Genomic DNA, 25,268 nt, shown 5'->3' on the forward strand with positions numbered 1-25,268 from the left:
TTATCGCTGGCATGGAATGGCCAGAAGGCAATGAAGACAAGATGTGGGACCTCGGTGAGGATTGGCGCACCGCGGCTCGCGAGCTGGAATCCGTCATCAGTGATATCGAGGCCGCGAAAAGTGCTTCGATCAAGGCGTATCCGGCGGGCGAGGGCTTCACCGAGATGGTCAATGCCTTCGACAGCCTGCTGATACCCGGCAAAGAAGACCGGACGCTGAAGACGCTGGCCAAGTATTTCAAGGACACCGGTGACGGCACCTACAAGGTCGGCACCGAGATCGAATACGCCAAGCTCATGTACATTTCGTCGCTGGCACTGCTGGCGGCGGAAATGGCGGCTTCCCTGCTCGCCGGGCCGTTCAAGCTCGGATTGGACGCGGCGGCTATCGCCGCGACGCGTATCGCCTGCCGATTCATCGCATCGCGGCTGATGTCGGCTGTTATTCGTGCGGTCGGCAAGATTGCCGCCAATGCGGTCGTGAAGTTCATTTTCAAGCACATCATGATCGATACCGCTATCGGCACGATGCAGGAATTCGCGATCCAGCAACACCAGGTGAACAAGGGTCACCGCGAGAACGTCGATATGAAGCAGGTCGGGCTGGCCGCGCTCAGCTCCGCGGCCGGTGGTGCCGCGGCAGGCCCGCTCGCCGAGGCGCTCGGCAAGCGGCTGATGAAGGGCTTCGGCCCGGACAACCCGATGGGTTTCGGGCGCCAGTTCTTGAACAACCAGATCACCGGTACCGCAGCTGGTTTGACCGGTGCGCTGGCCGGTTACGCGGTGACGATTCCCTTCGGAGCGGGCCCGTTCGACTACCGGATGTTGACCGCGGGAGCCTCGAACGGCGCCTTGACGGCCGGGTCGAGAACGCTCGGCGGTAAGGCGTGGCAGTCGGCGGCGCCGAGTGTGGCTGGTCGCCCTGATCTGGGGACCCGCCTCAACAACCTCTTCGGTGACGTCGATGGTCCACGGGTCGGTGCGGAGCCCGGTGGCACGCCTGGCTCCGGGGCAGGTTCGGGCGCAGGTGCAGGCGGGTCGAATTCGCCGAGCCGTGCGGGTGCGGCAGGTGACGGCTCCAGCGGCGCCGGTTCGCGGACGCAGCCCGCCGCGGCGGCCGGTGGAAACCAGGGTGGCTCGCAAGCGACCCAGGGCTCGACATCTGAGGCAGGACAAGGGGAGTCGCGCAGTAGCTCCGATGATGGTGGCTCCACCTCGGAAAGCCGCTCCGACCCCACCTCGTCGGCGGAAGGCGACGACGGCGGCACGCATTCGCAGGACGGCGAGCACTCCTCCTCCAGCGACAATTCCGCATCGAACGACAATTCCGCCGCAGGCGACCGTTCCACGGACGAGCAGACCAGCTCCGACCGTGGGGCCGGTTTGGCGGATGGTGCGGGCACTCACACGGACGGGAACGGACCCCACCTGGGTGGAGATCCCAATGTCATTGCCGCACAGAACAATGGCGCGCTCGGTGGAGCGCCGCTCGCCGGTGCGGACGGTGTGCACTCGGCATCGGAGGCACCGCAGACCGCTGCTGCCCAAGCGCCTACCACGGTCGCGGCACCGGCGGCGGCAGGTGCACCGGCGGCTGCGAGTGCGCCGATCGCGGCGGCGGCACCGGCGGCGGGCACCGCGGGTTCGCCGACTCCGGCGCAGTCCGCGCCCACTGCCGGCGAGGCCCGACCGGCAGTCGGGGCAGACCCCCGTGCGCAGGCGCCGAAGCCTGAAGTGGTCGACGGCGCTACGAGTCGCGCCGGCGTCGCGGATCCGGGGACAGCCCCGGTGGGCGGTGAGCCCACGGTGCGTGCCGGTGCTTCGGATTCCGAAGCACCGCAACCGAAGTCGACCGGTGAGTCCGAGGAAACCCGACAGGTGGCAGGCGAGGAGGACGGTGTCGCCGAGGTCGACAACGCACCACGCGCTGGCACGCCGGACGACCCCGCCAACACCCCTCGGCCGGCCACCGATCCACTACTCGTAGTCCCGCTGGCCGGAATCGGCGACGGCGGCGGCGAGCCGCGCCCGTCGCGTCGCGCCGATCTCGCCGGCGACGACTCTGCGCGCCGCGATCCCGACAACGACCCGTCCTCCGATCCCGATCCTGATGCGCCGTTGAATGATTCGGATGACCCACCGCCGAAGAACCCCGCGCAGCAGGGGCTGGAGGAGATCAAGGAAGCAACCGGAAACAGGGGCATCAAGCCGCCGAAGGGGCCGGTCGGCGAAGCCGGAATGTCGCTGCGCGATATCGAGCGTGCCGCGGGCGGCCGGATGCACGAGTTTCCCGCCGGTGACGCGAACCAGCCGAGGCATCAGGGCGTCGCCGACGAGTTGGTGCGCATCGCCGAAGGGATGGCCCCGCGCGACATCGACTCGGGGAAGCTGCCACGCGCGTTGGTCGTCGCCGAGCACTCGGTCAACGGCCGTGGTGTCGGCGCGGACTCCTACGTCCTGACCGCACGCCCGAACGGCGACGGCGGATTCGATGTCGTGGTCACCGGTGGCGACCCCGCTGCCCGACCCGGCCGGTTGCCGGACGGCCAGGGCGAGGTGCGCAACGTCAATGCCGTTCTCTTCGACGGCAGCGGAAAGACGGTGCGACCCAGCGGACCCGATACCCGGGTTCGCCCGTCCCACGAGCGGACGATCTACACCCGTGAGGGCACGATCGAGGGCCGACGCGATGGCGAGACCCCGAAACAACACAAGTGGCGGGTGCGTGCCGAACGCGCCGATCAACTCGCCGCCAGGGAGGCCGCGCGAGGCCAGGCGCTCCGTGATCTCATCGCTGCCGGTGGCGATCAGCTCGACAAGAAGACCAGGGAAGGGCTGATTCGGGACGCGAAGCTCGCCGAATGGCACGCCAAGGAATATCAGAAGAACGCTGATGCTCTGTGGCGGCCCGGCGGTGGTCGCCCCGACGGTGACAACGCACCACCGCGCGTGGTCGGCAGCGACGAAGCGCCCGTGCGCCGTAATGGGGAAGCGCCTGCCGAAACGAACGGCGCTCGGCCCCCGCGGGGCGAAAATGCCCCGACACGCACCGACGATCCCACGGACCGTCGCGACCAAGACGGTTCGATACCGCCGGAAGACGTTCGCGATCTCGCTCGCCGACCGGCATTGGACGAGACTCCCGACTTCCTCGCCGAAACCGACGACATCGAAGAAGGCCTGGAGAACAACACCTACCAGACCTCCGACGGCAAATGGCACCACGTCGGTGACCCGCCGGGGACCTACCGGAATGTCAATTTCCGGCTGTGCGACTCCACCGGCTTCATCAAGGACTGGCTTAACGCCGACTACCGGCATCTGGCGCAGGAAGGCGCCAAACGGCCGTATCCGCAGGTCGACACCGATATCGCCAACGATATCGCCGATGTCGTCGTCGAGCGTATCGATCCCAAGATCGCCGACAAGATCGCCGATGTCGTGGCCCAGCGTAAAGTGGTGCAGACCAAGAGCGATGCCGCCCTCGATGTGGTCAACCAGCACAAGGCGGAATTCGGCGTGGCCAAGCTGGGCGAGATCGCCAGCGCCGACAAGTTGCGTGCGGTGACCAACCAGCAACGCCAGCAGATCAGGGATGCGCTGGCCGATGTGGACGAGCGCTTGCAGAACTCGCCCGATGATCCAGCCCTGCAGCGTCAGATGTCCGATCTGTTCCAGAAAATGCAGCGGCTCAAGGACTTCGAGCTCAACGGAAACAGATTCAACGGCCTCCGCCACGATCTTGTCGAGCACTCGAAGTCACTGGGTGAGCTCGGCGCCAGGGCGTTCGGCCTCGATCCGGCGCGGTTCCCTGGCGCGGTGTTGCTGTCGCCGTTCGACGGCAATATCGACGGCCGCGCCGTGATCGACGGCGCCAACACCCTCGATGTCGTCGTGTACGTTCCCGGCGTCGACGGCGCGCCGCCGACCCTGGTCTCGCACGAGGCGAAAGGTGTGGGATCGCGGCTCGGTGGCTCCAAAATTGCCAGCGCCGAACAAGGTTCGCCGGAATACTATCGGCGGACGCTCAAGATCGACAACAATCTGCAGCGGATCCTCAGCGAGACGCCGGAACAGATGCAGCAGCGCGGTATCGATCCGGAAAGCCCGGAGGGCAAGGCGCTGATCAAGGCCCGCGACGATATTCTGCAGGCCCACCGCGACGGCACGCTGCAATTCGAGTACCACCTCGTCCACGCCGACAAGGCAGGCAAGATAACCGTGAGCCAGTTCGATCTGGTTCGCGACGGCGCACTGGTCCGCATGGACAATATCGGCGGATTCGATTCGCCCGCACTGCAATCGAACCAGGTCGACACGTCGGTACCACAGACCGACGACACCCCGTCCATGCGACCGGACGACCCGGACGACGCCGCGCGTTTCGATGCCGACCAACTCGGCGTCCCTGACACGGACGACTGGTCGGCGCTCACCCCGGAACAGGTCGGCGAACGCCTCCAGCAGCACCTGCGCGATGTGCTCGGCAACCCCGATTTCGAGGTGTTCGGGTTCGATTCGGCCGAGGTCAATCCCGAGGTGGCGCGCGAATACGCCCGTGCCATGGTGGATCTGGTCGATCGCGCGCCGAGCGTGGATCTGCGCCGGATCGGCATCGGCGAATTGCCCACCGGGGTGATCGGTATGTCGCAGCCGCGGATCGACCATGCCACCGGCAGGCTGTACACCGATTCGATCGTGTTGAGCCAGGACCATGCTCGCGACGCCGAGCATTTCCGCAGGCGGATGCAGATCGGCGTCGACAACAACCGGTTCGCGGCCGAGGTGATGAACCGTCCGGTGTTCGCGGTGATCGCCCACGAGTACGGGCACGCGCTCGACTACGCGGGCCAGCAGAGCGCCCGTCACCATGCCGACGATGTCCTCGCGCGCAGCTATGCCGACGACACGACCCGCGACCCCAGCCAGTCCTATGACGACTGGCTGCGCCAGCTCAGCGGGTACAGCTTCGACGGGGACGGCAGGTTGCGACCCGGTGAGGCGCTGCCGGAGGCCTTCGCCGCCGACTTCCTGCGTAGCCTCGGCGGCAGCGACGATCCGGGACCGGTGCCGGTCCGTGCCCTGCGCGACCTGTTGACCGACAATGCGCTGCGGCCACCGGATTCCATCGACTGGACGCTGTCGGAAGACCCCGATCGAGTGGCCGGACCCGACGAAGTCAGGGATTCGGCACCCGACCGCCCGGAGCCCGACATCCTTGTCGATTCGGCCGACGACGAATGGTCGCGACGCTCACCCGCCGAGGTCGGCGAGCACCTGCAGAATCGGATTCGCGAAATCACCGGGTCGACCACTTTCCGCACCTTCGGCTTCGACGAGAGCGTCCATCCGGCGATGGCTCGCGAACTGGCACGCGCGATGGTCGACATGCACAACTTGCATCCGCAGGCGGATGTGCGCAGCATCGGAATCGGCGAGACCCCGGCCGGGCATGTGGCGCTGGCCTCGTCGGACCGCAACCCGGACGGCTCGCTGCACACTCGCTCGATCACCTTCAGTGCGCAGTACTTCGCTGCTCGCCCTGACCTTTTCGAAAACCTGGTTCGCCGCGGGAGCGGGAACGGCTTCTATACGCCGAGCTTGCGGGACCGCGCCGTATACGGATTCGCCGTGCACGAATTCGGGCACGCTCTCGATTACGCGGGAAACTACAAGAAGACCCGACTGCGCGCCGATACCGACCTGTTCAACCACTACTTCCGCAACGATCTCGGAGAACCGAATCGCGACGGCTACCACCGTTGGCTGGCCGGTGAACTCAGCGGCTACAGCTTGAACCGGGAGACCGGCGCGCTCAACGCCCCCGAAGCGCTCGCCGAGGCCTTCCGGGAAATGGAAGCCACCCGAGATGCCGACGGTGTGCTCGATCGGGACGCGGTCAGTCCCGCGGTGCGGATCCTGTACGACACCTTGTTCGCACCGTTGGAGGCGGGCTCGACCTCGCCCACTCGGCGGAACGGCGCCATGGCGGACAATCCCGACAGGTGGCACTCGGAAGCATCGGACGAGGACGGCCGGGCCGATGTGGTCGGCGAGTCGGACGCGACCCGTCTCGGCGCACCGACCGACGAATGGTCGAACCTGACACCGAGGGAGACCGGCGAGCAGCTGCGTGACCGTGTTCGGGAGCTCACCGGCAACGATCGCTTCGAGGTATCGGGCTTCGACCGCGCCGAGGTGAATCCGGAGATGGCCCGTGAATACGCGCGCGGCATCGTGGATATGTTCGAGCGGTTCCCGACGGCCGACGTGCGCCGGGTGTCCATCGGTGATCTGCCCGACGGCATGTACGCACAGACGTTGTCGGAGTTCGGGATTCGTGGCTGGCACGCCAAGGAGATCATCTTCAACGCGACCATGAGCGCGGATCCGGATCTGTTCCAGCGGTTGCACAGTGCGAATGTGCGCATCGGATGGTTCGCCGACGGGGTCGACCGGCCCGCCTACGCGGTGGCGGTGCACGAGTTCGGGCACGTGCTCGACAGCACCGGAAACGGTTATGCCCGACGCAATCTCGACAGTGTGTTGCAGGCGCACTATATGGCGAACGATCTGGGGGAGCGCAACGTCACCGCCTACCGGATGTGGCTGCGCGAGAACCTGAGTGGCTACAGCCTCGATGCCAACGGGCTGCTGAATGTCGGCGAGGCATTGCCCGAGGCTTTCGCCGCGGTGCAGACACTCGGTCGCGACAATGTCACCGAACCGGTGCGGGTGATCTACGACCTGCTCGAACAGGCGGTTGTGCGGCAGGCCAACCGCGGACCGATCGGGCGGTTCATCGATAGCGTCCGCTTCGTCGCCGACAACGCCGTGTCCGATAGCGCCGCGATGGATTCCGGGCACACCCACGATCTGGTTCGGCCCGATGACGGTCAACCCGATGGCTGGATGTACCGGCCCACCGATCCGATTGCGGCTGGGGTGCGGGAAATCTTGTCCCACACCACTTCCGGGCGGGATGTGCTGGCGACATTCCGGGATGCCGGTGCGATTGTGCGGTTCACCGACTCCGGCGACACGGGAGTATCGGCGGACTCGTTCAACGGTCGCACGATGGAGATCGGCATCGACACCCGCGACCGCGATCAGTTGACGCAGGCCTCGGAGCTCGTTCGGGCGGCGGAGTTGGTCCGCGCGGTGCTCGACGGCCGGATCGAGGTCTCCCCGTCCCGGATCAGGGAAGTCGGCCAAGACGAGTACGTCGCCGCGCGTGCACGGGTGGAGGCAGACGCGTTCGGCCGGCGAGCCGAATTCCATCGGGAGGCAGCGGCACTCGGCTACGACCCGCTCGGTGGCGCACTGCATGACCCGGTGGACTCGGTGCAGCGTCGCATGCTGGAAGACACCTACCTGCGCGCAGTCGACGAAGCGCTGCGCGGTGATCCTGCTGATCTCGCGAGCGCGCGCGAGGCGGGTACGCGTGCGCTGCTGGGGGACGCGCGATTCGGTGCCGACGACGCCCTGACCTTCCGGCCCGCCGCAGAAGTGGAATGGGCTGCGGCGCGGGACATCAGGACGCCCGGGGGGATGTCGGAGTACCGGCCGAACTCGCCGGCAGCCGCGCGGGAGGCCGAGCGGTTGATGCGCGAGCAAGCCGCCGTCGCCCGCGAGATGGCGCGGGTGGAAGCCGACTTCGACCGGATCGCCGATCGTCTGATCTCGGGCTTCAATCTGCCTGCCGACGAATTGCCGACGACCCGACCGGAGATGCACGCGCTACTGGCTGAACGCGTCGATCGGATCCAGATCTGGAACGGCGAGAGCAACATTCGGGTACTCGGTGAGCTGGCGGCACAGCACACGAGGGCCGCGGATGAGCGGGCCAGGATCATCACCGAGCTCGAGGTCGTGGTGGCGCGGGACAGCGCCGACGTCCGAGCCGGTGTCGCGGACCCGGGCCGCATTCGGATCCACGGCGACGAATCCGGTGTGCTGCATGTCTTCCCGGGGGCGGATGACGCGCCGGCTGCGCGCCCCGACGCCGATCGACCACCGCCGCGATTCGAGCAGGGCGATAACCCGCTGACGCTCACCGAGCATGCCGAGCTGACCCATCGGCAGACCGTGCGCGCCTTGGGCAACAACGACCACGGCACCTGGGCGGCGCACACGCTGGAGCGGCTCGGCGTGGAGGTGCGCTACAGCACCGAGCCCAGCGTTCGGACCGTGCGCATGTCGGATGGGCGGTATCAGCTCGGGGTAGACGGCGGCTACGACCCGACCACCAATTCCGTTGTCCTGCGCAGCGACAGCGATCCGAGTGTGCGGGCAAGGGAGCTGATCAGAGCGGCGCGTCTGGCCGAACAGTTCGCCGAAGACGGTGCAGTCCTTCGGCTTACGCTGCCGCGCGACGAGTTCGTCGACGTGATGATGAACCGGATGGCCGAGGCGTATGCGCTGATGTACTCGAGCGACGCCGACCACAGCGGGGTTCCCGATCTGTCGGCACCGGACGTCGACGATCTGAAGCGCGCCTATGCGGAGGCTTACGATCATGCGTTGAAGTACGCCGAGAAGACGTACTGGAAGTCGGGGGTCGTCAAGTCCTTCCCGCTTTATCACCGCGCGGCGTTCCGGGCCGGTGTGCGAGCTGTGAGCCTGCACCTCAACGACACCGGACCCTTGATCGACGGGCAGCGCCCGGCCGACCATTTCCGGTCGACCTGGGATCGGGCGAACGGTCTGCGGCCCGAGGCACCGCCCACCGGCGACATCATTGCCGATTCGGCGCATGCGGACTCGCTGCGCAGGCATCTCGACTATGCCGGACTGCTCGCCGACGAGATCGTCGGGTTGCGCACGATGCGCGATCTGGGCGGGTACGTACCCCTGAGCCCCGCGGAAACGGTGTACACCGAGGCGTTCGACAAGGCGCACGCGAAAGCTGAACGTGCACAACGGCGTAACCCGGATGAGCCGCCGCCGGACGAGGTCGCTCATGAGGCAGGTCGTAAGGCGGTACACCGCTACCTCGACCGGATCGGGCTCGAGAACGCCGAAGTCGCCCTGGACGTGGTGCGCGCCGCAGGCAGCGACGATTCCCGCTGGGGCTATCCGAAGGCGCCCAGTGACTCCGTCGCACGGCCCGAGCTGTCGAACGCCGACGATTCGCACCAGAATCGAACCGGCGACGAGGAATTGGCACGTAAGGCTCTCGATACCGAGTTCGACGACCACCCGCACCCGCAGCGGCTCAGTGACCGTGTCGCGCTGTATCCGGCCGATATGGAACCGGATATGCGTCCGCGGCTGGTCATCGTCGCCGAGCCGGGGGAGCACGTGGACGCGCTCCACGAGCTGGCGATGAACCATCCCGAATTCACCGATGTGCTGTGGGATCGTTCCCACACGCTCGACTACCGGGCAGCCGCGCTGGCACCCGGCGGTGTGCCGACTACGAACTACCTCTCCAGAAGTGCGGCCGAGGGTTCGTATCGGCATCCGAACCAGGCCCAGGCCGTCACCGAGATGCTGTCGCAGTACTTGCGCTACCGCGCCGAAGGGCAGACGAGCCTCGGCTTCGAGGAATGGCTGCGCCAGCTCGGCCCCGACGCGTTCTACACGCCGGAGGACGTTCGGAAGGCACGCGGTACCCACACGCAGAATTGGTACGCCGACGGCAGGCTGCGGGAAGGTTTCATCGCCGAAGGACATCATCGGGTGCTCGCGGCCGATGGGCCGTTGGATCCGACGCATCCCGCCGAGGTCGCGCACCGACTGATGACTCGCCAGGTCCCGTTGCCGACCGGAGACCTGCCCGCCCGTCCGAGCCACCACATGCTCGAGGTCTTCGGGCTGGGTGCCGCGGCGCATATCGGCGTGATGCTGGAACCCGATGGCCGCGGAAACTGGCGCGTACCGGCACCCACCGGCTTCGGGGACGATTCCGATGTGCTGGCACGGCATTTCGAAGGACTGTCGGCGCCGACTCGCAAGCAGTTGGTCGACCGGATCGAGAGCATGCTCAACGACGGATCGGCCGACCTCGCCGACCGGAGCAAACCACGCGGCCGCTTCGGCCGGTTCGTCGACCGGATGCCGTTCACCTCGGCGCAGCAGAGCACGCCGGCGCGCGGTGAGACCGATTTCCTGCGTGCGGATGAACCGGCGGTCGATGCGGCTCGGGTGCAGCGCGATGAGATGCGGTTGCGTCCGCCGTCGGAGGACATCACCGCCGATGTCGTGGACGGGCGACTGCTGGGTGCGCCCACTGGTGATGAGTGGTCGCAGCTGACGCCTGCGGAAGTGGGTGCTCGCCTGCAGGATTATCTGCGTGTGGCGATGGACAATCCGGGCTTCGAGGTGTTCGGGTTCGATCTGCCCGGGCTCAATCATGAGATCGTGCGTGATTACGCGCGGTCGATTGTGGAGCTCTATAACGGGTTTCCGCAGGCAGATCTGCGTGGGGTCGGTATCGGTGGTCTGTCGGACGGGGTGCTCGGGCAGACCGAGCGGTTCCATGACGGTGCTACGGATCTGGCGTTCACGACGATCACTCTTGGCTATGACTACGCCACGAGCGCCGAGCGGCTCCACGCCGCGATGCAGCGTGGTGTGGACAGCGGCAGGTTCCATCCCGAGGTGCTGGGCAGGCCGGTTTTCGCTGTGGCCGCGCACGAATACGGGCATGCGCTCGATGCGGCGGGGCGGTTGGCGGCTCGGGCAGACGCCGAGGACGCGCTCGAGGAGGCTTTCCGCAACGACGAGACCGATCTCGACGCGGACGCGTGGCGGCGCCGGCTCAGTGGTTACAGCTTCGATGAGCAGGGCCTGCTGCGGCCGCACGAGGCGGTCGCGGAAGCGTTCGCCGAGGTCAGGTTGGTTGGACGGGATCAGGCCAGTGCGCCTGCTCGTGCGTTGTATGACTTGCTGACCCGGACTGCGGAGAACCCGCCGACGGAATCGGTACGCCCGCACGAGGATACGGGCACCGATCATCTCGATCTGCCGGGCGAGGGCGATCCGGATCGGCGATCCGGGCGCGACGACGGCGCCGAACCCGACCCGCACGCGTCGAACCCGCCACCCGCCGATCCGCCTCGTTCGGGCTCGCTGCCCGACGAACCGGCACCGCGTCGCCGGTGGTGGCGCCCGAACCTGCCCGCCGTCGCGGCCGAACCCGAGGTGCTGATCACTGTCGACATCGATGGTGAGCAGGTGCCGATGCGGCTACGGGCCGACGACGACGGCGACTGGGTGCTCGTGCCCGTCGACGAGACGTTGCCCTCGGCCCAGGCGACGCCCTTCTTGAAACGCGTGCTCGAACAGTTGAGCGGGCACGCGCCGATTCTCGCTCACCCCTCCGGTGCGCCGAACATCGGTGGCAGTGCGGGTGTGGCTGCTGCTCGTGACGGCGTGCTCGGCATCGGCCACATGATCTCGAATCCGGTTCCGCCGGTAGCTCCGCCGCCGATCCCTACACCGCACCATCCGGTGATCGGACCGAGCCCGGAAGCCGCGCCTGCGGATCCGACGTTCCTGGGGATCGCCCAGCAGACAGCGGTCTGGATCCAGAACCGCGAGCACATTCCGATCTTCGGACAGTTCTCCGGTCGGGTGCAGGCGGCGGCCGGCGACCATCTGCCGATGCGTAATCCGGATGGCTCGGAGTACAAGCCGTGGCTCAGTGATGTCGACGCCGATCTGGTCCGCCGCCAGGTACTGAGCGATCTCGAGGTCGGACGTACGACGCCGGAGGACGCACGAGCAGACCTGCTCGATGCCTTCGACGACGCGCTGCGCGGACAGCGTGGTCGGATCATCCGCGATCTTCTCGCGCATGATCTGATCTCCGACACCGAGGCGGCCGAGTTGGGTGATAGACCTGACGCCGATCTGCTGCCCGCGCCGCCCGATGACATCCCCCCACCTCCCGAGGACGGTGAGTCGCTCACCGATATGGCCAAGCGGCTACTCGGGATCGATCTGGTCGATGAGAGCCCGGAGGCGCTGCGCGACCTGGTGAACCAGCAGCAATACATGGCAATGCGGGCGACCACCGGCATCGTCGGCCTTGCGGACGCGTTCCTGCGGGCCCACGCCGAGCAGACCGTGCCGTATACGTTGGCTCCCGATGCCGACCAGTCGCCCGCACGACCAGGGTTGGCGCATCAGGATCCTGATGCGGTCACCGACGGATCGTCGCGCCGGGATGATCCCGATGAACTGGACGGCGAGCCCGACGACGAGGGCAGCAAACGGCCTGCGCGATACGGTCTTCCGGATACCGGCGGTCGTGCGGTGCCGATGGGCGGCCGGGTCAGCATCATCGACCAGAACCCGATGGGCCGATTCCTCACGGAATTCATGGCGGCCTTCGGGCAAGAGCCCGGACTGCTCGACACGACCCCACTGCAGAACGGCGCCGATCCGCTGCCGATGTTCGGCGACGCCGAACTGCTCGGCCGTGATCAAGGCCTACGTGACTTCTTCGTGCACGCGCTACGGCGTGATCAGCTCGCCCACGAATTGGACACCTGGGCGGCGATGTTCGACCTGTCACCGCATCAGCTCACGCCACGCACTATCGACAATTTCGTCCAGCGGCTGTTCGAGATCAACCAGAACCGCGCCGACCGGGTATCCGAATTCGTCGCGGCGGTACAGGATCGGCTCCCGCAGGTAGACGCCGACGGGCCACTGGCCGGTGACTCGGTGCGCGACCAGGTGGCGAGGATCCCGGTCGGCGACGGACGCCCCGATCTGCTGGTCGTCACCGACGGCGCGCGCAACCGTGACGAAGTCCTCGCCGACGTGCTGGCGACCGATCCCGACCTGGTCGCGCAGATCCGCGACGGCCGACTGCGGGTGGACTACCGGGCTGTGCAGACCGATTTCGCAGGTCACACCCACTTGGCTCCGGTCGAAACCCCGCGGGTGCACCACCACACCGAAACCGTGAACGGCCGCGAAGTCCGGATCACGTTGCTGCATGACGGCGAAGGACCGTGGCGGCCGATCATCGGCTCGGCGACGATCCCCGGCGACGGCGCCTCGGTGCCTCGCACCCCGGAACAGATCCTGACCGACATGGTGAAGCTGGCCCGCGAGCTCGATCTCGGCCCCGCGGATCTGCTCCCTGCCGATATCGGTACCAGGATCGCGGAACTGAAGCTCGACAACGTGGTTCGGGCCGGTCAGATCGAGGCGCTCGCCGACTTCCTGCGCACCGGGAACCGCATCGAGGACTTCCACACGATCAACGACGCGCGCACCAAACTGGCCGATGCGCTCGGACTCACCCAGGCGGAGATGACCGGCGACGCCGCCGGCGCGCTGCTGGCCGACAGCTCGCGCGACCGCGCACTACGCCGCCAGAATTTCGACGATCTGGCGGCGTACATGAAGACGCTGCGTGACATCGATGAGGCCGCCGTGGACGCGGCCCGCCAGCGGCTGGCGGATCGGATCGTGCCCGATGATCATGTCCACCCCGACCACCGCCACGACTCGCTGCCCCCGGACGAGCGGCCGACGACCACGGACAAGCCGACTCGCAGACAGCGGCGGCTGGCGAAGTTCGCCGACCTTTCCGAGGTCGACCACCGCGTCGCGGCGCTGCTGCCACCCGGGCGGGTGCAGCGTCCAGGAGGTGAGGAGGGCGACACGGTCTTCGCGCTCGATCCGGGCGAACTCAGCGCGCGCAATCTGAACCGTCTCGTTCGGATGCACGAGAAGCAGGGCAACGCCGATCTGGTGCACGAGGCACTCACCGAGTTCGTCAACGCGCTGCAGGACATCGACCCGTACTCCGAGGTCGCCCGCGGCGCCGACCACAGCGACCCGCGCATCGTCGATGGGATCATGCCGATCGACGGTCCTGACGGAGTCAACGCGATGCGCGGCATCGTCGTCGACGCACTGGGCAGCACCGACGTCGCGAGTTTCGCGCGGGCTGTCGCTGAGGCGGCCGGACATGTTGACCTGACGGCGCCCGACGACGTCGACAACCGGCGGCGCCCGACGGCGAGCCGGGACTGGGCACGGTTGGTCGGCGTGGATCTCGCCGGCGCTGATGATGCCACCTTCGTGAAGATCTACGAGGCGTTCCGGGACGGCAAGCTCGAGAAGGACGAAGGACTGACCGCCGAGGAATTGGCGGCCGAGCTCACCGCGTTGCGCAACGAGATTCGCGCGCGTGCGGACAAGCTCACCGTGCTGGAGCAGCTCGTCCGGGACTACTTCGGTACGGCCAGGGACGAGATCGGCTCGGGCGGCGACGATTCCACGACCGGTCGTGGGACGAAACCCACGCCGCCGCCGAGTGATCCGTCCGGTCCTGCGCACGCGGGCCTTCCCGACAACGGTGGAGCGGGCAAACCGCCTGCTGATCCGCCGATCCTTCCGTCGTCGCCGGATAGTCCGGAAGGTTCAGGGCGCGAACGAGATTCGCGCAACGAGGTGAATCCGTTCGACGAGGCAGCTCGGCGCGAGTCGGCGAAGGTGGAAGCGGCGTTCGACCGTGCCGCCGAGGCCGCCGCCGATGCCCGACTCGACGCGGCCATGGACCGGTTGGCACAGCTCGAGCAGGAGTTGGCGGATTCGCTGCCGCCGCCCGATGAACAGGCTGTGCCCGAGGGCGACGAGTCCGCCACGCCGGGTAAGCCTCTGCCAACGCCGGATGGCCGGATCCGGGAGGTACTGGACGAGGTCCAGCGACTGTGGCAAGAGCTCGCCGATCCGCCCGAGGATGCCGAGATGGCCCGTGAGCAGGTCGTGGCCGATCTGCTGGCCAGGGCCGAGTTGCTGCAGATCGAGCAGCGGCTCGAGGCGAGTCGGCAGGAGATCGCCGCCGAGTTCGATGCACTCGAGAGCCGCGACGACGACCCCGACGAGAACGGACCGACCGGCGCCGATCCCACCTCGGCGCAGCAGAGCACGCCGGCGCGCGGTGAGACCGATTTCCTGCGTGTGGATGAACCGGCGGTCGATGCGGCTCGGGTGCAGCGCGATGAGATGCGGTTGCGTCCGCCGTCGGAGGACATCACCGCCGATGTCGTGGACGGGCGACTGCTGGGTGCGCCCACTGGTGATGAGTGGTCGCAGCTGACGCCTGCGGAAGTGGGTGCTCGCCTTCAGGATTATCTGCGTGTGGCGATGGACAATCCGGGCTTCGAGGTGTTCGGGTTCGATCTGCCCGGGCTCAATCATGAGATCGTGCGGGATTACGCGCGGTCGATTGTGGAGCTCTATAACGGGTTTCCGCAGGCAGATCTGCGTGGGGTCGGTATCGGTGGTCTGTCGGACGGGGTGCTCGGGCAGACCGAGCGGTTCCATGACGGTGCTACGGATCTGGCGTTCACGACGATCACTCTTGGCTATGACTACGCTACGAGCGCCGAGCGGCTCCACGCCGCGATGCAGCGTGGTGTGGACAGCGGTAGGTTCCATCCCGAGGTGCTGGGCAGGCCGGTTTTCGCTGTGGCCGCGCACGAATACGGGCATGCGCTCGATGCGGCGGGGCGGTTGGCGGCTCGGGCAGACGCCGAGGACGCGCTCGAGGAGGCTTTCCGCAACGACGAGACCGATCTCGACGCGGACGCGTGGCGGCGCCGGCTCAGTGGTTACAGCTTCGATGAGCAGGGCCTGCTGCGGCCGCACGAGGCGGTCGCGGAAGCGTTCGCCGAGGTCAGGTTGGTTGGACGGGATCAGGCCAGTGCGCCTGCTCGTGCGTTGTATGACTTGCTGACCCGGACTGCGGAGAACCCGCCAGCGCAATCGGTACGCCCGCACGAGGATACGGGCACCGATCATCTCGATCTGCCGGGCGAGGGCGATCCGGATCGGCGATCCGGGCGCGACGACGGCGCCGAACCCGACCCGCGGGCAGCGAACCCGCCACCCGCCGATCCGCCTCGTTCGGGCTCGCTGCCCGACGAACCGGCGCCGCGTCGCCGGTGGTGGCGCCCGGTCCGGCCGGTCATCGCGGCCGAGCCCGAGGTGCGCATCACCGTCGAGGTCGATGGTGAGCAGGTGCCGGTGCGGCTACGGCCCGATGACGACGGTGTCCTGCGCTTGGTGCCCGAGGACGAGCAGCTGCGTTCTGCCCAGCCGACGCCCTTCTTGAAACGCGTATACGAGCAGCTGCGGGCGCACGCGCCGATTCTCAAGCAACCCTCCGGTGCGCCGAACATCGGCGACAGTGCGGGACAGGCCGCCATTCGTGACGGGGTGACCGGAATCGGCGACATGATCGCGAATCCGGTTCCACCACAACATGGTCCGCCCGCGCCGATCCCGACACCGCAGCATCCGGTGGTCGGCCCAGGACCCGAGGCGTCGGCCGCCGATCCGACGTTCCTGCGGATCGCCCAGCAGACGCCGATCTGGATCCAGAACCGCGAGTACATTCCGATCTTCGGCCAGTTCTCCAGTCGGGTGCAGGCGGCGCCGGGTGAGCATCTGCCGATGCTGAATACCGATGGCTCGGAGTACAAGCCGTGGCTCAGTGATGTCGACGCCGATCTGGTGCGGCGCCAGATTCTGAGCGAACTCGAGGTCGGACGTACCACCCCCGAAGACGCGCGCGCTGACCTACTCGAGACGTTCGACGGCGCACTGCCGGGGCAGCGGGACCGGATCATCCGCGATCTGCTCGCACGTGATCTCATCTCCGACACCGAGGCAGCTGAACTCGCTGATCGACCCGATGCCGATCCGCTGCCGGCCCCGCCCGATGACATCGCCCCACCGCCCGAGGACGGTGAGTCGCTCACGGACATGGCCAAGCGACTGCTCGGGATCGACCTCGTCGACGAGAGCCCGGAGACGCTGCGCCGAGTGGTGAACCGGCAGCAGTACTTCGCGATGCGGGCGACCACCGGTATCGCTGGTCTCGCGGACGCGTTCCTGCGGGCCCACGCCGAGCAGACCATTCCGTACACCTTGGCTCCGGATGCCGAAGGGGCACCGGCCCGACCGGGGCCGGCGCGTCGCGATCCCGACGCTGTCACCGATGGCTCATCGCGTCGGGAAGATCCCGATGAACTCGACGCCGAGTCAGATGGCCCTGTCACCGAACGGCCCGCGCGATTCGGGCCGCCGGATGCCGTCGGGCGCGCGGTGCCGATGGGCGGCCGGGTCAGCTTCATCGACCAGAACCCGATGGTCCGATTCCTCACGGAATTCATGGCGGCCTTCGGGCAAGAGCCAGGGCTGCTCGGGACGACGCCGCTCGAGAACGGCGCGGAGCCGCTGCCGATGTTCGGCGACGCCGAACAGCTCGGCCGTGATCAAGGCCTACGTGACTTCTTCGTGCACGCGCTACGGCGTGATCAGCTCGCCCACGAATTGGACACCTGGGCGGCGATGTTCGACCTGTCACCGCATCAGCTCACGCCACGGACCATCGACAATTTCGTCCAGCGGCTGTTCGAGATCAACCAGAACCGCGCCGACCGGGTATCCGAATTCGTCGCGGCGGTACAGGATCGGCTGCTGACGGTGGCTACCGACGGGCCACTGACCGGCGACTCGGTGCGCGACCAGGTGGCGCGGATTCCGGTCGGCGACGGGCGCCCGGATCTGCTGGTCGTCACCGACGGTGCGCGCAATCGCGATGATGTCCTGGCCGATGTGCTGGCGTCAGATCAGGACTTGGTGACGCAGATCCGCGACGGCCGACTGCGGGTGGACTACCGGGCGGTGCAGACCGATTTCGCGGGCAACACCCACTTGGCGCCGGTCGATACCCCGCAGGTACGCCACCACACTGAAACCGTGAACGGCCGCGAAGTCCGAATCACGCTGCTCAGCGACGGTGAAGGGCTGTGGCGGCCGATCATCGGCTCGGAGACGATTCCCGGCGACGGCGCTACGATGCCGCGCACCCCGGAACAGATCCTGACCGACATGGTGAAGCTGGCCCGCGAGCTCGATCTCGGGCCGGCGGATCTGCTCCCTGCCGATATCGGCACCAGGATCGCGGAACTGAAGCTCGACAACGCGGTTCGGGCCGGTCAGATCGAAGGACTCGCCGACTTCCTGCGCACCGGGAACCGCATCGAGGACTTCCACACGATCAACGACGCGCGCACCAAGCTGGCCGATGCGCTCGGACTCACCCAGGCGGAGATGACCGGCGACGCCGCCGGCGCGCTGCTGGCCGACAGCTCGCGCGACCGCGCGCTGCGCCGCCAGAATTTCGACGATCTGGCGGCGTACATGAAGACGCTGCGTGGCATCGACCCCGCCGCGGTGGACGCGGCCCGCCAGCAGCTGGCGGATCGGATCGTGCCCGATGACCACCTCCACCCCGACCACCGCCACGACTCGTTGCCCCCGGACGAGCGGCCGGCGGCAACGGACAAGCCGACCCGCGGACAGCGACGGCTGGCGAAGTACGCCGACCTGGCCCAGGTCGACCACCGCGTGGCGGCACTGTTGCCACCCGGGCGGGTGCAGCGTCCTGGCGGCGTGAAGGGCGACACAGTCTTCGCGCTCGATCCGGGCGAACTGAGCGCGCGCAAACTGCACCAACTCGTTCGGATGCACGAGAAGCAGGGCAACGCCGATCTGGTGCACGACGCGCTCACCGAATTCGTCAACGCGCTGCAGGACATCGACCCTTACTCAGAGGTGTCCCGGGGCGAGAGCCGCCGCGACCCCCGCGTTGTGCGCGGGTTCATACCGATGGCGGGCCCCGACGGCATCAACGCGATGCGCGGCATCGTCGCCGACGCACTCGGCAGCACCGACGTCGCGAATTTCGCGCGCGCTGTCGGCGAGGCGGCCGGACACCTGGATCTGACGGCGCCCGACGGCATCGACAACCAGCGGCGCCCGACGGCGAGCCGGGACTGGGCGCGATTGGTCGGCGTGGATCTCGCCGGCGCCGATGGTGCCACCTTCGTCAAGATCTACGAGGCGTTCCGGGACGGCAAGCTCGAGAAGCACGAAGGACTGACCGCCGCGAAATTGGCGGCCGAGCTCACCGCGTTGCGCAACGAGATTCGCGCGCGCGCGGACAAACTCACCGCGCTGGAACAGCTCGCCCGGGACTACTTCGGCACGGCTGAGGGCGAGATCAACGCGGGCGGCGACGATTCCACAACCGGTCGTGGGCCGAAACCCACGCCGCCGAGTGATCCGTCCGGTCCTGCGCGCGGGGGCCTGCCCGACAACGGTGGAGCGGGCAAACCACCCGCTGATCCGCCGATCCTTCCGTCGTCGCCGGATGATCCGGAAGGCTCGGGGCGACTCGACGCGGTGATGGACCGGTTGGCGCAGATCGAGCAGGAACTGGCGGATCTGCTGACACCGCCCGATGAACTGCCGGTGCTCGAGGGCGACGAGTCCGCCACGCCGCGTAAGCCGCTGCCCACGCCGGATGGCCGCATCCGGGATGTACTGGACGAGATCGAGCAGCTGCGGCAAGAGCTGGCCGATCCCACCGAGGATGCCGAGATGGCCCGTGAGCAGGTCGTGGCCGATCTGCTGGCCAGGGCCGAGTTGCTGCAGATCGAGCACCGACTCGAGGCGAACCGCCAGGAGATCGCCGCCGAGTTCGACGCACTCGAACGCCGCGACGATGATGACGACGACCCCGACGGGAACGGACCCACTGGCGCCGATCCCACACCGGGACCGTCGAATTCGCCATCGACGCCGGGTACGGCCCACCCGAACAACAGTGCGCCCGTCGCGCCCGTGATTCCGCCGATGCCGCCTGCTCCGCCGATGCCGCCGACACCGCCGCAAGGTCCGTCGAGTCCGGACGGGGGTCAACCCGGTGGTCGTTCAGGGCGTGACGGTGATCCGTTGCGTGATCTCGCGGAATTCTTTCGGGAGCAGCGGGATCAGCCGTCGCAGCGCACCGCCGAACCACTGTCGGGCGACGCTGCCGAGCATGCGCGCGTGCTCGCCGACGCACTCGATCTCGGCGCGCCGTTCACCACGTTGCGGGAGCCACTGGCGGCGCTGACCGAGCTCGCCGAGCTGGCGGGCGCCCGCGGGTTCCTCGACAGTGCGGATGGGCCGCGCATGCGGTTCCCGGATGACTTCGGTCCGCTGTCGGACACCCAGCGCTACGGCGATGAGCAGTACTGGTTGAGCGAAGCCGAGGACTCGACGCTGCGAGAGATCCAGCAGGATCTGCGCCGCGCGGGACTGCCGGTGGACGAACCGGCGCCACCTGCTCCCGCGCTCCCGCGCTCGCCCGATGGTGCGGCGATCCTCGCCTCGTCAACGGATCCCGACGCCGCGCCCTCGTCCACCGATCGAGCACCGGTGCCCGAATCGGTCGAACAGACTCGCGATCGACTGGTCCGGCAGTTCGATCTCACCGACACCGACCTGCGTCAGCTCGGCGATACGGTCGCGAACCTGCGGTACCGAAACCTGTTGCGCGCCGGCATGGTCGAAGCGATGGCGGCGGCGACCGACCGGGCAGCAGGAATCGCCGACCCCGCACTCCGTACCCAAGCGGAGGCGACCCGGGACGACTGGGCGCGTCGGCTCCGGATCGATCCGGGCGCGCTCGCCCTCGACCCGGCTCGAGTGGTTGCCGACGCACGGGCAGCGGTCCGCCGCGAAGCGCTCGACATCCGCGACCTCGCCGACGCGGTCCGCTGCGTCGAGATCCGTCCGGACGGTGCCGTCGACGAAGCAGCAACCCGGCGCTACAACTTCGACATCGACGGCGATCACGTTCCCGCGCGCCTCGTCGCCGACGGTGAATCAGGTTGGCGGGTCGAGGAGGCCGAACGCCTCGATGCGCCTGCGGCCACCCCGCGTCAGACCGCCGCCGATCCGACACCGCGCAAGTCACTGCTGCGTCGCATCGGGGACGCGGTGTTCTTCCAATACGTCGGCCACACGCCCAAGTACCCGTCCGGCTCCAGCCTCGACAGCGCGGGACAGTCGATGCTCGGTCACGGCGCAGGCCTTCCGCTGACCAGTGTGAAAGACCCCAGCCCCGCTCCCGGTGACGAATATGACCTGCTGACAACCAAATTCAACCCGGCCAGGATCATCAAAGAAGCCGTCACCATGTGGCGCAGCCGCGAGCTGGTGCCGTTCTTCAAGCACCTCACCTCGCGGATCGCCGATCGTGCGGCGCCGGACAACCGGCCACCGACGACCCGCGACGGTGACGAATACCGCTACGCGCTCGACGAAGCCGATCCGGATCTGGTGCGCCGCGAGCTCGGCGTCGAACTGGACGACCTGAAACGGCAGGCCGACGAGGAGGCTCGAGCGCACGAACTCGATGCGCGACAAGCGAACCCGGAGCTGGCCGCTGGGCCGCCCGCGGAACCACCGTTGCCCGCAGGTGCCGAGATCGCCCGCACCACCACCGAGATCGTCGGCTGGTCGAACGAACTCGCCGATGCGGTGACGGTCCGCGACGACCTCGCCGACACCCTGATCGACGCGGCCGACGACCTGGAGGTCACCCTCGGTGATCCGACGCCGGAGAACGTCCGCCGTGCGCTGGACCAGATCCGCTATCAGCAGGCCCGGCGGATCGGTGCGCTGACCGGACTTGCCGAGGCGAGCCGTCGATTCAACGCCGAACACCAGCGCATCCCGTTCAGCGGCGAGGTCAACTTCTTCGACGCCGACCCGATGACGCGCTTCCTGAACGAGGTCGTCCGCGCCAATGACGGCAGCACCACCCTCCTGAACTGGCAAGGAGTGAACAACGGTGGCGAGCCCGGCCGCGCGTGGGGCGACATGTACTACACCGATCAGCCCGGGCTCGACCAGGGCATCCGCGAGTACTTCGAGAACGCGTTGCGCCGCGACCAGATTCGCGACGAGCGTGCCGTGTGGGCGCAGCTGCTGCAGGTCGACCTGGATGCTCTCGACTCGGCCCAGTTGCGTGACCTGCTCGTCGACGAGATGGCTCGGATCCGTGAGCACGACCGGCTCGCGTCGGATTTCGCCCGCGACGCCGAGGCCTTCCTGCGCGCGCACGGCGACGGCGAGGAACTCACCGGTCTGATCGGTGACATGGCCTGCCGCGACTGGGTGTTGTCCCGGGGCGGGGCGATGCTCGACGACGGCACCGGAATCGGTCTCATCCCAGGCGAATCCGAGGGCTCCATGCGGTTGGTGGTGCTCGAAGGTGACCTCGGCAACGACCGGGTGATCGCCGATGCGCTCCGTCGCTACCCCGATCTCGCCGAGTCCGTCAACGACGGTCTGGTGGACGTGCAATACGTGGGCGCCGACGTGCGGCCCGGGCGAACCCTGCCGGACGGCCAGGGCCGGCCATCGCGAATCCTCGTGCTCGACGGCGGTAAGCCCCAGGTGCGCCACTACAGCGGCGTGCTCGAAGGCAGATCTGTCGACGTGACCGCGGTGAACGACGGCAGCGGCTGGCGAGTGGTGCCCGACGAGCCCGCGGACGCGGTGCTCGCAGTGGATTCGGCCGATGCGGCTCCGAAACACTTGTCGCGCAGCGAGATCGACACGGCCATCGGTGCACTCGTCGATCGCCTCGGCGTCACCGACGCCGACCGGGCATCGGCGGCGACACTGGCCGACAAACTCGCGACGCTGCGCGCCGAGAACGCGGTGCGCGCCTGCCGGATCGAAGCGATCATCGACTACGCCCGCACCGCGTGGGATATCGATACCTTCCACCAGGTCGAGAGCGCGCGGCACCTGGTAGCGCACCGGCTCGGTGTGGACGCCACGGAGATGACACCGCGACGGCTGGCCGAGGAATTCGCCGACCAGCGGGTTCGTAACCCACGCAGGCAGCAGCAGGCCGAAGCCCTCACCGATTACGTGAAACTGTTGCGTGGCATCGACGCCGAGGCGATCGACGCAGCGAACGATCGACTCGTCCGTCGCCTCGACGCGCTGTGGCGCACACCTGGCTCCGACCTACCCGCGGTGACCGGTATCGGACAGTTGGGTGATGTGGTCGCGGCGCTGGTGCACCGCGAGGGCATCCGGGGTGAGCTCGTCGACGCGCTGACCGACTACGCGGCCGCACTCGCCGAGGTCGATCGCTTCGATCCACGCGCCCACGGTGATCGTGCCGTCGACCCGCGCGTCGCGGATACGGAATTCCCGGTACACGACAAGGCTGTTCGGCATCTGCTCGATCTCGTCGGTGACCTGTCCGAGCTGCTCGACCAGCCCGCGAATCTCGGACTTCTCGACGGCCACACCGATATCGCCCCCGGCCCGGATCGCGGACCGAGTCGCGACTTCGCCCGCACGCTCGGTGTGGATCTGACGGACGCGGACGCGCAGCGGTGGGCCGATGTCTACGAGATCTATCGCGACGGCAAGGTCGATCAGGACGAGCGATTGACCCCGCAGCAGCTCGCCGAGGTGCAGGCAGTACTGCGTGACGAAGTCGTCCAGCGCGCCGCCGACATCACCGAACTCGCCGACCTGTTGCGCCGCGCGGCCGACGCGGATATGACCAGGCTGGCAGAGGAACGAGGCACTGCCACAAGGGAACTCACCGACGCCGAAACCGTGCGCACGCAGGCACGCCACGGCCTGCCGATCAACGAGCCCGATCTCCTCGAGCCGCGTGCACGGGCTGCTGCCATCGAAGAGCTGCGCACCAGGACGATGTCAGTCGACGAACAACAGGCGTGGCAGAACCGAGTGTCGGAACTGGAACGTGCGGCACAGCGGGTCGACGACGCGCGCGCGGAACTGGACCGCATCGACGTCGAGGTAGATCGGCTGAACCAGTTCACGCAGCCATCCGCACTGGAAGCCGGCGGCCTCACCCGATCGACACCCCCGCCCGCCGAACCGCTGTCGAACGAGACCGCCCCCAACGGCGTCGATCTGGGTCGAGACAACGAAGCCGGTCGCCGCACGTCGGATGGTCTGACGCGCAGCCCGAGCCCGGTGCCGCCCGTACACGCATCCGATCCGTCGAATCCGCCGCTGTCGAACGGGACCGACCTCGACGGTGCCGATCCGAGTCGAGACAACGGAAGCGACCGCCGCGCGCCGGATGATTCGACCGGAACCCCAGGTGCGGTGCCGCCCGTGCGCACACCTGATCCGTCGAATCCGCCACCGCTCCCCAGCGGTTCGCAGGTCCGATCCCATATCCCGCATCCCCCCAAGGACTACGAGTTCGACCTCCCGGTCCCCCCGCTCTACCCACCCTTGCCGCCCCTCGACTTCGACGTGCGGCCACCCGCCCCCACCGAGCCCCCGCAACCCCCGACCCCGCCGACGCCTTCGACCCCGCCGACGCCTTCGACCCCGCCGACGCCTTCGACCCCGCCGACGCCTTCGACCACGCCGACGCCTTCGACCACGCCGGAGCAGCCGCCTGCTCCACCCGTGCCGACACCTACGCCGACCCCGCCGGTGCCGCCCGTGCCGACACCGACACCGACGCCGCCGCCCGTGCCGACACCGACACCGACGCCGACCCCGCCAGTGCCGCCCGTGCCGCCCGTGCCGACACCCACGCCGACGCCGACCCCGCCGGTGCCGCCCGCACCCACGGTCCCGACCCCGTCGCTGCCATCGAACTTCCCGGCGCCGTCACTGCCCCCGGGTGCACCGGTGCCGTCCGCGCCGCCGTTCCCTCTACCACCGCAACCCGCGACCCCACCGGAGTTTCCACAGCCACCCGGCCCGCCGAACCAGCTCGCGCAGCATCCCCCTGGCCAGTACCCGACGGGGCAGTATCCGCCGAACTCGTACCCGACGTACCCGAGTCCGGCGGGCCCGTACCCGACGAACGGCAACTACCCGCCGGCGCCTGGCAACTGGCAGGACTCCGGTGCCGCCGGTGTGCCTGCGATGCCGATCCCGCCCGTCCCGCCGGCACCCGCACCTGGTGGTGCCGGGAACGGGTATGCCGGCAGGAACTACGGACGGACGACCGCGCGCGAACCGGGGCTGATCGTGCGCCCCTTCGCGGGCTCGGGGGTACGCACCGAGTTCGATCCGGTCACCGGAGCGCTACAGGCATCGTCTACCACCGGTCAGGACCGCGGCGTCTACGGTGAGCTGAACGGCGTCAGAGTGGTCTTCTATCGGTCCGCCGACGGTCTCGCCGTGCGGATCGGCAGTCGTACGTTCGCCTTGGACGCGGGCACGAGAGTCGACTGGGGATCGGTCGCGTGGCGGACGAATCGGTTCGCACTCGTGATCGGCGATACGGTCGTCTGTGAGCTGGTGTATCGGGCGCTGCCGCCGGAGATGGACCTCGGTGCTTTCATCCGATCGGTGGTGTACGACGACCAGCGACGGGAGACGATTTTCGCCCGATGATCGATAGCCGAAACGAAGTGAGGAGTG

The 25,268-nt window shown here is 67.9% G+C and carries 1 protein-coding gene; it reads left to right on the top strand.

What is annotated here, in order from left to right:
* Positions 1-11 precede the first annotated feature (11 nt).
* Positions 12-25,241 carry a WXG100-like domain-containing protein gene (locus OHS03_RS32475; RefSeq protein ID WP_328659271.1) on the top strand — a complete coding sequence of 8,410 codons (25,230 nt, stop codon included), beginning with the start codon at positions 12-14 and terminating at the stop codon, positions 25,239-25,241.
* Positions 25,242-25,268: the final 27 nt, after the last annotated feature.

The organism is Nocardia salmonicida, from assembly GCF_036142455.1.
In the GTDB taxonomy this organism is placed as follows: Bacteria; Actinomycetota; Actinomycetes; order Mycobacteriales; family Mycobacteriaceae; genus Nocardia; species Nocardia salmonicida.